Origin of the sequence: Curvibacter sp. CHRR-16, assembly GCF_018474005.1 — a bacterium.
Lineage (GTDB): Bacteria > Pseudomonadota > Gammaproteobacteria > Burkholderiales > Burkholderiaceae_C > Allorhodoferax.
Window position 1 is genome coordinate 155,850 of record NZ_JAHCSH010000004.1, and the last position, 13,658, is coordinate 169,507.

General features: G+C 59.3%; 13 protein-coding genes and 1 pseudogene. 11 read left to right on the plus strand and 3 right to left on the minus strand.

Annotated elements, in window-relative coordinates; genetic code table 11:
* Positions 1 to 14: 14 nt before the first annotated feature.
* Positions 15 to 230 carry a Flp family type IVb pilin gene (locus tag KIK84_RS10390; protein ID WP_214123025.1) on the minus strand — a complete coding sequence of 72 codons (216 nt, stop codon included), beginning with the start codon at positions 228 to 230 and terminating at the stop codon, positions 15 to 17.
* Positions 231 to 357: 127 nt separating this feature from the next.
* Here KIK84_RS10390 and KIK84_RS16605 point away from each other — a divergent pair, with 127 nt between their 5' ends.
* A complete protein-coding gene (locus tag KIK84_RS16605; RefSeq protein ID WP_502757555.1) occupies positions 358 to 609 on the plus strand; it encodes a hypothetical protein in 252 nt (83 codons plus the stop codon).
* A gap of 20 nt (positions 610 to 629) precedes the next feature.
* Here the strand turns inward: KIK84_RS16605 and KIK84_RS10405 are convergent, their stop codons facing one another.
* Positions 630 to 2,051: an aminotransferase-like domain-containing protein gene (locus KIK84_RS10405; RefSeq protein ID WP_214123026.1), complete on the minus strand. Its 1,422-nt coding sequence runs from the start codon at positions 2,049 to 2,051 to the stop codon at positions 630 to 632.
* A 149-nt stretch (positions 2,052 to 2,200) separates the two neighbouring features.
* Between KIK84_RS10405 and gabT the strand changes: the two genes are divergently transcribed.
* The 10 genes and pseudogenes from gabT to KIK84_RS10450 all read left to right on the plus strand — a co-directional run bounded on the left by gabT (position 2,201) and on the right by KIK84_RS10450 (position 12,233).
* On the plus strand, positions 2,201 to 3,493 hold the full coding sequence (gene gabT / locus KIK84_RS10410; RefSeq protein WP_214123027.1) for a 4-aminobutyrate--2-oxoglutarate transaminase: 1,293 nt from the start codon (positions 2,201 to 2,203) through the stop codon (positions 3,491 to 3,493).
* Between the two features lie 15 nt (positions 3,494 to 3,508).
* On the plus strand, positions 3,509 to 4,630 hold the full coding sequence (locus tag KIK84_RS10415; RefSeq protein ID WP_250207914.1) for an ABC transporter ATP-binding protein: 1,122 nt from the start codon (positions 3,509 to 3,511) through the stop codon (positions 4,628 to 4,630).
* Positions 4,631 to 4,690: 60 nt separating this feature from the next.
* On the plus strand, positions 4,691 to 5,722 hold the full coding sequence (locus KIK84_RS10420) for an ABC transporter substrate-binding protein (RefSeq protein ID WP_214123028.1): 1,032 nt from the start codon (positions 4,691 to 4,693) through the stop codon (positions 5,720 to 5,722).
* Positions 5,723 to 5,753: 31 nt separating this feature from the next.
* Complete coding sequence (locus tag KIK84_RS10425) at positions 5,754 to 7,016, plus strand: ABC transporter permease (protein ID WP_250207915.1); 1,263 nt, start codon at positions 5,754 to 5,756, stop codon at positions 7,014 to 7,016.
* A gap of 13 nt (positions 7,017 to 7,029) precedes the next feature.
* Positions 7,030 to 7,848, plus strand: a complete 819-nt coding sequence (locus KIK84_RS10430; protein ID WP_214123029.1) for an ABC transporter permease — start codon at positions 7,030 to 7,032, stop codon at positions 7,846 to 7,848.
* Positions 7,849 to 7,876: 28 nt separating this feature from the next.
* The gene (locus KIK84_RS10435) at positions 7,877 to 8,737 is read left to right on the plus strand and encodes an isocitrate lyase/PEP mutase family protein (protein WP_214123030.1); all 861 of its coding nucleotides are present in this window, start codon (positions 7,877 to 7,879) and stop codon (positions 8,735 to 8,737) included.
* A gap of 13 nt (positions 8,738 to 8,750) precedes the next feature.
* Positions 8,751 to 9,035, plus strand: a complete 285-nt coding sequence (locus KIK84_RS10440; RefSeq protein WP_214123031.1) for a cupin domain-containing protein — start codon at positions 8,751 to 8,753, stop codon at positions 9,033 to 9,035.
* 27 nt (positions 9,036 to 9,062) lie between these two features.
* Positions 9,063 to 9,659 (plus strand): annotated as a pseudogene (locus tag KIK84_RS16990) (MCP four helix bundle domain-containing protein); the annotation flags it as partial.
* 390 nt (positions 9,660 to 10,049) lie between these two features.
* On the plus strand, positions 10,050 to 10,712 hold the full coding sequence (locus KIK84_RS16995; protein WP_502757556.1) for a methyl-accepting chemotaxis protein: 663 nt from the start codon (positions 10,050 to 10,052) through the stop codon (positions 10,710 to 10,712).
* Positions 10,713 to 10,748: 36 nt separating this feature from the next.
* A complete protein-coding gene (locus tag KIK84_RS10450) occupies positions 10,749 to 12,233 on the plus strand; it encodes an NAD-dependent succinate-semialdehyde dehydrogenase (protein WP_502757552.1) in 1,485 nt (494 codons plus the stop codon).
* A 7-nt stretch (positions 12,234 to 12,240) separates the two neighbouring features.
* On the opposite strand, the gene KIK84_RS10455 is transcribed toward KIK84_RS10450, so the two are convergent.
* Positions 12,241 to 13,635: a patatin-like phospholipase family protein gene (locus KIK84_RS10455; protein ID WP_214123034.1), complete on the minus strand. Its 1,395-nt coding sequence runs from the start codon at positions 13,633 to 13,635 to the stop codon at positions 12,241 to 12,243.
* Positions 13,636 to 13,658 lie beyond the last annotated feature (23 nt).

Genomic DNA, 13,658 nt, shown 5'->3' on the forward strand with positions numbered 1-13,658 from the left:
TGTCCTACTCGGCTTTACTTACCTGTTTGCTTGATATCTTTTCCAGAGGCGGTGATATCGGAGGCAATGGAGTCGAACTTGTTGCGCAAAGCCGTAATGAATGCGCCATCCGAGCCAAAAATCACGCCCACAGCGGCAGCCATGGCGGCGGCCAAAATACCGTACTCAATCGCGGTCACGCCGCTTTCGTCACGCGCAAAAGACTTCAGTTGCTGAATCAACGTTTTCATGAGAATCCTTATCCTTGGTATGCAAAAAAGTTACTCGGCATAACTTCCAAACTGGATATTAATTAGGAATCATTCTCATCAAGAAGTCAACATTTCGAACATTAAGAGTTCTTAAAACAGCCTACTGATTCGATCGTCTGCGCGGCGACAGGAACTGGGTCAAAGTGGTGGATACGTGCAGCCAGACATCACCAAAAACGGGGAAAGCTATGTGGCGCTGATAGACGCCCAGCGGCTGGACTACTACCACCAGCTAGAGCGGGAGCACATCCATTTGCTGCTGTATGCACGCCTGCAGGGCACGGTCTACCTGCTGTCTATCCGCCACCAACGGCAACTGTCATTCGACTTTCAAGCGCTGTGGCCGGCTTCGCCGTGAAGGCAACCCTTGCAAGCGCGTCACTGATTGCGCTGCCTATGCAGCTCAATCGCCTGCCCCATGAACTGCCACAGGCGGTCATCTTGGCTGAAGGCGACGTTGAAGCGCAGCCAGCCGGTGGGGCGGGGTTCTACCAAGAACAGTTGGCCGGGGCCCAGCATGATGCCCGCCGCTGCGGCTTCTTGGGACAAGGTGGAGCTGTCCAGTATGTCGGGGTGGCGCGCCCACAGGTACATGCCAGCGCCGGGCTCGTGAAACAGCTCAAAGCCCAAACCGTCGAGCTTGCGGCCCACGTCGCGGTGGGCTTCGCCCAAACGGTCGCGCAGGGCTTTGAGGTGTTTGCGCCAGCGGCCATCGGTCACGGCACCAAAGGTGATGCGCTCGGTTACATCCGACGAGGTGAGGCCCGACACCATCTTGAGCTGCACCAGCGCATCCAAGCGGTCGCGCTGCGCCACCAAATAGCCGGTGCGCAAATTGGGCGAGATGGTTTTGGAAAAGCTGCCCAGGTAAATCACGCGGCGCAGTTCGTCCAAACTGGCCAGCGAGGGGCGCTGGCTGCTGTCCATGTCGGCATAAATATCGTTTTCCACCAGCAGCATGTCGTGCAACTCGGCCAACTGCAGCAGGCGGTGCAAATGCGCCAGCGAGGCGGTGGAGCACGTGGGGCTTTGCAGGCGTGGTTGGGTAAAAAAGACCTTGGGCTTGTACTGCACCAGCAGGGCTTCGAGCGCTTGCAGGTCGTAGCCCTGCGCGGTGCGCGGCACGCCCACCACCGTAGCGCCAGCAAAGCGCAGCATGAACATCAGGTTGGGGTAACCGGGGTCGTCCACCAGCACCACATCACCGGGGCGCACAAAGCTGCGGGCCACCAAGTCCAGTGCTTGGCTGGAGCCGTGGGTCAACACGATCTGATCGGCATCGACGGCGATTTGGTGCTCGACCAAGCTCTCGGCCAACACCATGCGCAGGGCCATGTGGCCATGCGGCAGGCCGTAGCCATCTAGCTCAGGCCCATCGGTGGAGAGTTGGCGCATGCTGCGGCGCACAGCATCGCCAAAGAGCCAGTCGTGGGGCAGCCAACCGCAGCCGGGTTTGAGCGGCAAATTGCGGTTTTCAAAAATTTGTTTGAGGTACCAGCGCGCATCAAACTGGGGGCGTGGCCGCTCTACCAATGCACCAGAAGGGTGAACGGGGGGCTCATCGCCACGGCGTTTGACGAAAAAGCCCGCATGCGCTTTGGAGACCAACCAACCTTGGGCTACCAAGCGGTCGTAGGCCTCGACCACGGTAAACACACTGACCCCATGGGCGGCAGCAAAGGCCCGTATAGAGGGAAGTTTGGTACCAGGCTTGAGGATTTGGGCCGCAATCTGGCTACGCAGGCCATCCACGATCTGGGTCACCAGGGGCGTGGACAGATCAGGACTGAGCTGCAACATGCACTGTTTCGGGGGGCATTAGGGAATCTGTGTATTGGATTCTAAACCTGCACAGTACGCCAAAAAATCGCACTGTCTGTACATGGACGCTGTGTGACAGGACTTCCAGAATCCGCTTCCATTCATCAACCACCTATTGGATTTTGGTCATGCAACACGAAGCCCAACTCACCAACGCCGCCCTGATGGGCCGTCGCCACGCTGCAGTGGCCCGCGGGGTAGGACAAGCCCACGAAATCTTTGTGCAGCGCGCGCTCAACGCCGAGCTGTGGGACGTTCAAGGCCGCCGCTACATCGACTTTGCAGGCGGCATTGCGGTGCTCAACACCGGCCACTTGCACCCCGAGGTGATCAAGGCCGTGCAAGCCCAGTTGGAGCTGTACACGCACACCTGCTTCCAAGTGGTGGCGTACGAGCCCTATGTGGCCGTGTGCGAACGCCTCAACGCCATGGCACCGGGCGCGTTTGCCAAGAAGAGTTTGCTGCTGTCCTCGGGTGCCGAGGCGGTGGAAAACGCCATCAAAGTGGCACGAGCCTACACAGGCCGCCCCGGCGTGATTGCTTTCACCGGCGGCTACCATGGCCGCACCATCGCCACCTTGGGGCTGACCGGCAAGGTCGCGCCCTACAAGCTGGGTTTTGGCCCCTTCCCCGGTGAGACATTCCACGCCCTGTTCCCCAACGAACTGCATGGCGTGAGCATTGACGACGCCATCGACTCGGTGGAGTTGATTTTCAAGAACGACATCGAAGCCAAGCGCGTGGCGGCATTCATCGTCGAGCCCGTGCAAGGCGAAGGCGGCTTCTACGTTGCACCGCCCGAGTTCATCCGCCGCCTCAAGGCGCTGGCCGACCAGCACGGCATCTTGCTGATTGCCGACGAAGTGCAAACCGGCGCAGGCCGCACCGGCACCTGGTTTGCCTGCGAGCAGTGGCCTGTGGCCCCGGACCTGATCACCACCGCCAAGTCGCTGGCGGGTGGCTTCCCACTCTCTGGCGTGGTGGGCCGCGCCGACGTGATCGACGCCCCCGGCCCCGGTGGCTTGGGCGGCACCTATGCCGGTAGCCCCATTGGCTGTGCTGCTGCGCTGGCCGTGATGGATGCGTTCGAGAAAGAAAAGCTGCTGCAACGCAGCCAAGAAATGGGCACCTACCTGATTGGCAAGCTGCAAGGCATTGCCGCGCAACACAAGAGCATTGGCGACGTGCGCGGCTTGGGTGCCATGGTGGCCATTGAGCTGTTTGAAGGCGGTGACGTGCACAAGCCCGCTGCCGACTTGACCAAAAAGATCGTCACCGAAGCGGCCAAGCGCGGACTCATCTTGCTTTCGTGCGGCACCTACGGCAACGTGATCCGCATCTTGGTGCCGCTGACCGCTTCCAACGCCCTGCTGGACGAAGGCCTGCAGATTTTGGCCGACAGCTTTGCTGCCTGCGCATAAACCACTAGCCTCCGCATGAACACCCAGATGACCCCCGCAGTGGCTAGCGAACCTTTGGTGCGCTTTAGCGGCGTACAAAAAACCTACGACGGAGAACACTTGGTCGTGCGTTCGCTCGACCTGGATATCCAACGCGGTGAATTTTTGAGCTTGCTGGGCCCTTCGGGCTCGGGCAAAACCACCACACTGATGATGCTCGCTGGCTTTGAGTCGCCCACCGCGGGCGACATCATGCTGGACGGCAAGCAAATCACCACCACACCACCGCACAAGCGCAACTTTGGCATGGTGTTCCAAAACTACGCGCTGTTCCCCCACATGACAGTGGCGCAGAACGTGGCCTACCCCCTGACCGTGCGCAAGGTGCCCAAGGCCGAGCAAGCGGTGCGGGTGAAAAAAGCGTTGGACATGGTGCGCCTGTCGGGCATGGGTGATCGCTTGCCCACCCGCTTGTCAGGCGGCCAGCAGCAGCGTGTGGCCTTGGCCCGTGCCTTGGTGTTTGAGCCCCAACTGGTGCTGATGGACGAACCGCTGGGCGCGCTGGACAAGCAACTGCGCGAGCACATGCAGCTCGAACTCAAAGAACTGCACCGCCAACTGGGTGTGACCTTTGTGTACGTGACGCACGACCAAGGCGAAGCGCTGACCATGAGCGACCGCGTGGCGGTGTTCAACGAAGGCGTGATCCAGCAACTGGCTGCCCCGCAAGCGCTGTACGAAACGCCCAGCAACCGCTTCGTGGCGGGATTTGTGGGCGACAGCACGGTGCTGCACGGCACGCTGCAAACCGATGGCAACGGCCAGGCCAGTGTGGCACTGGCGGGGCTCAATGCCAGCTTGCAAGGTCTGAACGTGAACCAAGTCAGCGTGGGCGCGCCCGTAGAAGCCTGCGTGCGCCCCGAGCGCATTGCCCTGCACACCGCACTGCCCGCTGCTCACAACGTGCTGGCCGCGCAAGTGGCAGGCATCGTGTACTACGGCGACCACGTGCGCCTGCAATGCGCTTTGGGCGCAGAGCAAGCGCAGGCCATCGTCAAACTGCCCCTGAGTCATCCCAGCGCACTGCAAGCCCCTGCTATGGGCAGCACGGTGTACCTGGAGTTTGAGCCCCAGCACACGCGCCTGTACGCGCTGTGATGGTTTGTTTTTCTTGTTTTCCCCTGTCCTTCAACCAACCCAAGCAAAGGAGCTTGTTCCATGAAAAAAAGCCTGATCGCCCTGGCATCCCTGTCGGCCTGCATGGCCCTGACAGCCCATGCCGAAGACGCCATTACCGTGGTGAACTTTGGTGGTGCCAATGCCAATGCCCAAAAGGTGGCCTACTACGAACCCATCGCCAAAGAAGGCGTGAAAGTCACCGCCGTGGAATACAACGGTGAGCAAGCCAAAGTCAAAGCCATGGTGGAAACCAAGAACGTGACTTGGGACGTGGTGGAAGTCGAATCCCCCGACGTGGCACGTGGTTGCGATGAAGGCCTGTTTGAAAAACTGGACTACAGCAAGATTGCCCCCAAAGCAGACCTGCTGCCTGCAGCGGTGAGCGAGTGCGGTGTGGGTGTGTTCGTGTGGTCTACCGTGATGGCGTACAACGGCGACAAGCTCAAGACAGCCCCCACCAGCTGGGCCGACTTCTTTGACACCAAGAAAATCCCTGGCAAGCGCGGCATGCGCAAGGGTGCACGCTACAACCTCGAGTTCGCTCTGATGGCCGACGGTGTGAAACCCGCCGACGTGTACAAAGTGCTGGCCACCAAAGACGGTGCCGACCGCGCATTCAAGAAGCTGACCGCACTCAAGCCCAGCATCCAATGGTGGGAAGCCGGTGCCCAAGCGCCCCAAATCTTGGTCGCTGGTGACGTGGTGCTGACCACGGTTTACAACGGCCGCATTGACGCTGCCAACCGCGAAGGCCGCAACCTGCAAATCTTCTGGCCCGGTGGCATCTACGACTTGGACTACTGGGTCATCCCCAAGGGCACTGCCAAGAAGGACGCTGCGTACAAGTTCATCAACTTCGCTATGAAGCCTGAGAACCAAGCTGTGTACGCCCAAAACATCGCCTACGGCCCTACCAACAAGAAGGCATTGGCCAAGTTGGACAAAAAGGTGTTGGACAACCTGCCTACTTCTGAAAAGAACGCCAAGGAAGCACTGCAATTCAACATCAGCTTCTGGGCTGACCAAGGCGAAGCCCTGGAAAAACGCTTTGCAGCCTGGGCTACCCAATAAAGCATAGAGACGACAGACAGGAACACCGCTTATGACCGCACCCCAGAGCCTTACGAGCCCCAGCATGGCTGCCACCCCGCATGGCAGCGATCTGCGCCAGGCCCTTGCACGCGCAGAGGCCCGCCGCAAATGGCGCGCGTTTGGCCTGACGGTGCCACTGCTGGTGTTCCTGCTGTTTACCTTGCTGATTCCTATTGCCGCCCTGCTCATGCGGGCGGTGGAAAACCCCGAAGTCGTCAAAGCCCTGCCCTACACGGTAGCGGCCTTGGACGGCTGGGACACACAATCGGCCCCAGCGCCTGCTGCCTATGCAGCGCTGGTGCAAGACCTGTCACACCTGCCTGACTCGTCCGACGCAGGGGCTTTGGCGCGCCGCCTCAACACCGAGGCTCCGGGTGCCCGCTCGCTCATCATGGGTGCCTACCGAGCCCTGCCGCTGGAGGGCGATGCCGACAGCATTCGCCAACAGTTGCTGGACAAAGACGAGCGCTGGGGCGACCCGGTGTACTGGCAAGCCATTGCCAAAAATGGCTCGCGCTGGACGGGGGACTATTTGCTGGCCTCGTTGGACTTGCGCCGCGATGCCCAAGGCCACATAGAACGCATGCCCGAAGAGTTGCGCGCTTACAGCGGCATCTTGCTGCGCACTTTCCACATCAGCTTCGTCGTCACGGTACTGTGCTTGGTGCTGGCTTACCCCTTGGCCTACTGGCTCTCTACCCTGCCTGAGCGCAAGGCCAACGTGCTGATGATTGTGGTGCTAGTGCCGTTTTGGACGTCCATCTTGGTACGCGTAGCGGCTTGGATTGTGTTGCTGCAATCCGAAGGGCTGGTCAACAGCGCCATCATGGGTCTGGGCCTGACCGACAAGCCGCTGGAGCTGCTGTTCAACCGCACGGGCGTCATCATTTCCATGGTGCACATCTTGTTGCCCTTCATGATTTTGCCGCTCTACAGCGTCATGAAAAGCGTGCCCCCCACCTATGTGCGGGCCGCCGTGTCGCTGGGCAGTGCCCCGCTGGCCGCCTTTGCGCGGGTGTATGTGCCACAAACCTTCCCCGGCATTGGCGCGGGGGCTTTGCTGGTGTTCATTCTGTCCATTGGCTACTACATCACCCCCGCGCTGCTGGGTGGCGCGGACGACCAGATGCTGAGCTACTACATCGCCCGTTACACCAACGTGGAAATCAACTGGGGCATGGCCTGCGCCTTGGGTGCGCTGCTGCTGGTGACCACACTGGTGCTCTACGGCATTTACCGCCGCGTGGGCAAGACCGACTTGGCTTTGGCATAAGGAAAAACACACCATGTTCAAACTGCCCGAATTTCCGCTCTACGCCACCCCACTGGACAAGGCTGGCTGGTGGCTGCTGCGCATCGTTTGCGTGGCCGTGCTCATCTACTTGCTGGCCCCTATTTTGGCCATCATCCCGCTGTCATTCTCCAGCAGTTCCTTCCTGAGCTACCCCATGCCGGGCTGGTCGCTCAAGTGGTACCAAAACCTCTTTAGCGCGCCTGAGTGGAGCAACGCCACGCGCAACAGCTTCATCGTGGCACCTGCTGCCACGGTCATCGCCACCGTGCTGGGCACGCTGGCGGCAGTAGGCTTGTCGCGCACTGAATTTCGCTTCAAAGGCCTCATCATGGCCGTGCTGATTGCCCCCATGGTGGTGCCCATCATCGTGGTGGGTGTAGCCACGTACCTGTACTTTGCGCCTCTGGGCCTGAGTGACAGCTATGTGGGCCTGATTGCCGTGCACGCCGCTTTGGGCGCGCCCTTTGTGCTGACTACTGTGCTGGCTACGCTGTCCAACTTCAACCACAACTTGGTGCGCGCCTCGCTCAGCTTGGGCGAAACCCCGTTTCGCACCTTCATGCGCGTCACCTTGCCGGTGATTGCACCGGGCGTTATCTCCGGCGGCTTGTTTGCGTTTGCCACCTCGTTTGACGAAGTGGTGGTCACCCTCTTCTTGGCCGGTGCCGAGCAAACCACCCTGCCGCGCCAGATGTTCACGGGCATTCGCGAAAACATTTCCCCCACCATCGCCGCTGTGGCCACGCTGCTGATTTTGTTCACCACCAGCTTGCTGCTGGTGCTCGAATGGCTGCGTGGACGCCGCCAGTGATCGTCCAAGGTCAAAGACTGGATGCCCTATGCAGCCGCAATTCGCAGCATTTCCATCTGAATCACTACTTTCGCGTGGTCAAACACTGCGTGATTTGCATCGCCAAGGCACATGGGTAATGCCCAACGCATGGGATGCTGGAAGTGCTCGTTTGCTGGAAGCTGAAGGTTTCCCTGCGCTGGGAACCACCAGTGCGGGAATCGCTTTTTCCATGGGATGCCCAGATGGCGCTGACGCTGTTAATCGAAACACCATGCTGGATGCTATTTACCGCATTGCACGTGCAGTGCGAATTCCCGTCAATGCGGACTTGGAGTCAGGCTATGGACAGGATGCAGCGGGTGTTGCCGACACAATTCGCCTGGTCATACAAGCTGGGGCATCTGGAGCCAATATTGAAGATGCAACAGGCATCACCGCTGCACCATTGTTTGCATTACCTGATTCGGTTGAACGAATTGCTGCTGCGCGCCAAGCTGCTGACGCTACAGGCATTCCATTCACACTCACTGCGCGGTGCGATGCATTTTTATGCAAACGCCCTGATGCTTTGCATGAAAGCATCGAACGCTGCCGTGCATACCGTGCTGCAGGAGCTGATTGTCTCTTTGTTCCGGGACTCAACGATGAAACCAGCATCACGGCATTGGTAAAGGCTGTGCAACATCCAGTCAATGTCGTGATGGGACTAACGGATTCGACCTTGACAGTGCAACAACTCACGCAGTGGGGTGTTCGTCGCATTAGCACGGGAGGCAGTCTGGCCCGTGCCTGCTTGGGCCTGCTTCGGCGTGCTGGGCAAGAAATTCAGCAGAAAGGCAGTTTTTCGTATGCCCAACAGCAAATACCGGATGCAGAACTTAGTGCCTTTTTTGCCCAATCCATCTGAAAGTTCAATGTCCATGCATCGCCCACAAGCTGTACCCACCATCCAAATCTCCAACGACCGAGTAATCGTCACTGAATGGCGTTTCGCGCCGGGCGCTGAAACTGGTTGGCATCGGCATGCGCATGACTACGTTGTGGTGCCCATGACAGACGGAGAGTTGCTGCTGGAAACAGCGGACGGCGAGCGCAGAGCCCCGCTCGTACCCGGCCAGTCTTACACCCGCAATGTGGGGGTAGAACACAACGTCATCAACCCCACCGAGCACGAGGTCGTGTTCATTGAAATTGAGATGCGCTGACCGCGATTGACACTGCCTACCTGTACTATGAGATTTCCCCTTGTTGCACCTTGGCGTGCTCTTACCCAACGACGCACTGCATTGACTCTGCGCAGCCGCTTGCTACTGGCTTTTGGGTTGTTGCTGTTTTTCTTGCTGGGCGTCTCGCTCATCTCTGCCAGCCAGATTCGGGGCATGCATGAGTCCTTGGACTTTTATGCCACGACCACGACCCCGGCTTTGGAAAAAGTGCGCAACTGGCAAACAGAACTGGCTTCCATCCGCATGCTGCAAGGACAGCATCTGATGACGGTATCCGAAGAAGAAATGGGAGAGTTGGAAAAAACCATTGCTACGCATTTCGATCAGCTGCAGCGCGGTGTGGCGCAGGACGAATCGCAATTGCGCGATGAGCAAGAACGGGCTTTGTGGCAGGCCGTGAGCGAGAGTTTGGCCCTGAGCGCCAGCAACTGGGAAAAACTGCGCACACTCACCCGCGAAAGCCTGCAATCCCCGGAGCAAGGGGAAGCCGCACGCCGCCTTTTCACGAGCAAGACTGAGCGCATTTACACCACGGCAACGAAAAACATCAACGCCTACTGGCAGTACACGACCGAGCAGGCCAGTGGTCTGGCCCAGCAAGGGGCCAAGACTTACCAACTGTCTCTGTCCATTTTGGTGGGCAGTTTTTTACTGGCTACAGCCTTGGGCATAGCGGCAGCATGGGCGGTGGTGCGTTCGGTAGTACGCCAAGTAGGGGGAGAGCCTGCCCAAGGGGTTGAGCTGGCCTTGGCCATTGCGCAAGGCCGTTTGGCAGCGCATGAACAAGCGGCCAATGTGCCCGCAAACAGCATCATGGCGGCTATGCTGACCATGCGTGAACGCTTGGCCAGCTTGGTACGCGATGTGCGCAACACCAGCGACAGCGTAGCCACAGGCACAGCCGAGATTGCCGCTGGCAATGCCGACCTGAGCCAACGCACCGAACTGCAAGCGCGTGATTTGCAAGAAGCCGTAGCGTCCATGGAGCGGCTGATGCACACCGTCAAGAACACCGCCGACAACGCGCAGCAAGCCAGCACCTTGGCCTCACAAGCGGCCAAAGCGGCCAACGATGGCGGGCGCAGCGTGACCGAAGTCATGAGTGCCATGCAGGATTTGGCCACCGCCTCTGCCACCATCAGTGACATCACCGCGGTGATTGATGGCATTGCTTTTCAGACCAACATCTTGGCCCTGAACGCTGCGGTAGAGGCCGCACGGGCCGGCGAACAAGGCCGTGGCTTTGCCGTGGTGGCCAGCGAAGTACGGGCCTTGGCCCAACGTTCTAGCCAAGCAGCCAAGGAAATTCGCACCCTGCTCGACAGCAATGTGCACAAAGTGCAAGCCACATCGACCAAAGTGCAAACTGCTGGCGCGGCCATCACCCACATCGTGGGCCAAGTAGATCAGGTCAATGCGCTGGTTGTCAGCATCCGCAGCGCTACCGGCACCCAGTACGAGGGCATCAGCCAAGTCGGCCAAGCGGTAGCACGCATTGACCAATCGACCCAGCAAAACGCTGCTTTGGTGGAACAAATCAGCGCCGCTGCAGAGAGCCTGCGCGTGCAAACCCAACAACTCAGCCAAGCGATTGCCTTTTTCCGCATGGAGGCTGCGCCCACCCTGGGCGGCACAGCAATGCCTGCGTTAAGCTGACCTATACCTTAAGCAACTCTAGAAACCGAGGCCATGATGACCACCTCCCCCCTCTCCCAACTCAAAGACCCCTGCCTGCTCAAGACCGATGCCTTCATCAACGGCCAATGGGTGGCTGGCAGCAGCCGCTTTGACGTGACCGACCCCGCCACGGGTGCCAAGCTGGCCGATGTGCCCAACCTGGGCCCAGCCGATGCCGAGGCGGCCATTGCTGCGGCCAACGCAGCCTGGCCCGCATGGCGCAGCAAAACGGCCAAAGAGCGCAGCATCATCCTGCGCAAGTGGTACGACTTGCTGATGGCCAACCAAGACGACTTGGGCCGCATCATGACCGCCGAGCAAGGCAAACCTTTGGCCGAAGCCAAGGGCGAAGTGGCTTACGGTGCCAGCTTTGTGGAGTGGTTTGCCGAAGAGGCCAAGCGCGTCAACGGTGAAATCCTGCCGCAGTTCGACAACAACCGCCGCTTGCTGATCATGAAACAGCCCATTGGCGTGTGCGCAGCCATCACGCCGTGGAACTTCCCACTGGCCATGATCACCCGCAAGGTAGCGCCCGCCTTAGCGGCTGGCTGCCCAGTGGTCATCAAGCCCGCCGAGCTAACGCCCCTGACCGCCTTGGCCGCTGCCGAGTTGGCCGTGCGTGCGGGCATTCCAGCGGGTGTGCTCAACATCCTGACCGCTGACAGCCGCAACAGCATTGCCGTGGGCAAGGTCATTTGCGCCAGCGACGTAGTGCGCCACCTGAGCTTTACCGGCTCTACCGAAGTGGGCCGCATCCTCATGGCGCAGTGCGCCCCCACCGTGAAGAAGCTGGCCTTGGAGCTGGGCGGCAACGCCCCCTTCATAGTGTTTGACGATGCCGACATCGACAGCGCCGTAGAAGGCGCTTTTGCCAGCAAATACCGCAACGCAGGCCAAACCTGCGTGTGCTCCAACCGCATATATGTACAGGCGGGTGTGTACGACCAGTTCGTGGCCAAGTTTGCCGCCAAAGTGGCCAGCGCCAAGGTGGGCAACGGCTTTGAAGACGGTGTGAGCCAAGGCCCACTGATTGAAGAAGCCGCGCTGGAAAAAGTGCAGCGCCACGTGGACGACGCGGTGGCCAAGGGTGGCCGTGTGGTGACTGGCGGCAAGCGCCTGACCGCGCTGGGTTCGGGCCAGTTCTTCGAGCCCACCGTGGTGGCCGATGCCACGGCCGACATGCTCTGCGCGCGCGAAGAAACCTTTGGCCCCTTTGCCCCGGTGTTCAAGTTCAACACCGAGCAAGAAGCCATTGACGCAGCCAACGCTACCGAGTTTGGCCTGGCCAGCTACTTCTACACCCGCGACATGGGCCGCCTGTTCCGCGTCAGCGAGGCGCTGGAGTACGGCATGGTGGGTGCCAACGTGGGCATTTTGGCCACCGAGCACGTGCCCTTTGGCGGTGTGAAGCAGTCCGGCCTGGGCCGCGAAGGCTCGCACCTGGGCATGGACGAGTACGTGGAAGTGAAATACGTCTGCGTAGGGGATGTACTGAAGTAAGACCTCGCTACTCCCCGACATCCTGCAAAAACTGTCGGTACTGCGGATTGGATTGCAGTAAATCTTTCGCAGCACCGATCAAGGTATCCACCTGCTCTTTGTCCAGTGCCAAGGTGGTGGGGATTTGGTTGATGTATTGGCGGCGCTTGTCGTCCAAGTCTTTGAACTTGAGGTGAATGAAGTAGGTATTCACCGGGTGCTCGGGCGTAGCCAAATCCGTTTTCCATTGCTCCAGCGTCACACGTGCTTTGTCCAGTGTTTCTTCGTTGTAGCGGTGCAGTTGCACATCGGTCACGGCATCGAGGGTTTGCTCTATCGTGGGAGCCTTGGCTGTCTTATCCAAGCCTTGGTTGTTCTCGGTCGATGCATCCACCACGATGACCAGCAAATGCTTGGGCGGTGGCACTTGCTGAATGCCCACGATATTGGCAAAGGCCTTCATGCCGCCTGCGACATCCACAAAATCGTTGATAGCACGCACGCCCAAGTTGTCGGTCAAGCCACCATCGACCAAGTGGATGTAGGGGCGTTCGGTTTTGTCGGCATAGGAGCGCAAGCTCTCGGCCTTGAAACGCAAGGACTGCTTGGGCGTGAGGTGCATCACGGTTTGCAAGTAGGAATCCACGTCCTCACGCGAACAACCAGAATAATTGCGCAGCACCACGGGGCTGAACATCACTGGCACCGCCGAAGAGGCCGTCACCGCCCGGGCTACTGGAAAGGAGCTTAAATCCGAGCACAGCAAATCGAAATACTCTTGCAAAAATGCAAAATTGCTGCCTTGGGAGAGGTCGGTTGCATTGATCACCACCAATGGGCCACCAGCACGCAACATGTCGGCGTAGGTGGCGTTTTGGAAAATGGTGTCGGCATAAATGCGCTCGGCCACATCGGTGCGCCCGGTAGAAGAAAACAACTGCAATGGGCTAAAGACCGCGCTCACCAGTTCGCTGCGTACATTGCGGCGCAAGAACTTTTTCTCAAAATCATCAAAGCCCTTTTCACCGTACAAACCGTAGTAGGCCGCCGTGAAGCTGCCCCCTGACACGGAGGAAATCACCTCCACGCGCTTGAGCAAGCTTCCACCACCAACTGAGGCGGGTATTTCTTGCTGCTGCAAACCACGCAGCACCCCATACGACATGGCAGACGCCCGGGTTCCTCCGCCCGAGAAAGCCAACAAGATACGCACCGGCGAGGGTTTGGAGCGCTGGGCAGACTCCATGAGGGAGTAGCGGTTTTTCAACTCCGTGGGCTTGGTGCTGGCCTCTTGCGCGGGAGCGCTCTCCTCTGGCAACGACTTGTTTTGCACCACAGGGACTGCACTGCAGCCTGCCAATAACGCGACACACAGTGCCACTGCCGTAAGCACCGTTCCACGCTGCAGAGAGAAATTCACCATGGTTTGCACTCCAAAGAAAATTA

What these genes read in the sequence shown, in the direction of transcription:
- KIK84_RS10420 (WP_214123028.1), top strand. Translation starts at nt 4,691, where the DNA reads ATGAAAAAAAGCCTGATCGCCCTGGCATCCCTGTCGGCCTGCATGGCC.
- KIK84_RS10430 (WP_214123029.1), top strand. Translation starts at nt 7,030, where the DNA reads ATGTTCAAACTGCCCGAATTTCCGCTCTACGCCACCCCACTGGACAAG.
- KIK84_RS10455 (WP_214123034.1), bottom strand. Translation starts at nt 13,635, where the DNA reads ATGGTGAATTTCTCTCTGCAGCGTGGAACGGTGCTTACGGCAGTGGCA.
- KIK84_RS10435 (WP_214123030.1), top strand. Translation starts at nt 7,877, where the DNA reads ATGCAGCCGCAATTCGCAGCATTTCCATCTGAATCACTACTTTCGCGT.
- KIK84_RS10415 (WP_250207914.1), top strand. Translation starts at nt 3,509, where the DNA reads ATGAACACCCAGATGACCCCCGCAGTGGCTAGCGAACCTTTGGTGCGC.
- gabT (WP_214123027.1), top strand. Translation starts at nt 2,201, where the DNA reads ATGCAACACGAAGCCCAACTCACCAACGCCGCCCTGATGGGCCGTCGC.
- KIK84_RS16995 (WP_502757556.1), top strand. Translation starts at nt 10,050, where the DNA reads ATGCACACCGTCAAGAACACCGCCGACAACGCGCAGCAAGCCAGCACC.
- KIK84_RS10450 (WP_502757552.1), top strand. Translation starts at nt 10,749, where the DNA reads ATGACCACCTCCCCCCTCTCCCAACTCAAAGACCCCTGCCTGCTCAAG.
- KIK84_RS10405 (WP_214123026.1), bottom strand. Translation starts at nt 2,051, where the DNA reads ATGTTGCAGCTCAGTCCTGATCTGTCCACGCCCCTGGTGACCCAGATC.
- KIK84_RS10390 (WP_214123025.1), bottom strand. Translation starts at nt 230, where the DNA reads ATGAAAACGTTGATTCAGCAACTGAAGTCTTTTGCGCGTGACGAAAGC.
- KIK84_RS10440 (WP_214123031.1), top strand. Translation starts at nt 8,751, where the DNA reads ATGCATCGCCCACAAGCTGTACCCACCATCCAAATCTCCAACGACCGA.
- KIK84_RS10425 (WP_250207915.1), top strand. Translation starts at nt 5,754, where the DNA reads ATGACCGCACCCCAGAGCCTTACGAGCCCCAGCATGGCTGCCACCCCG.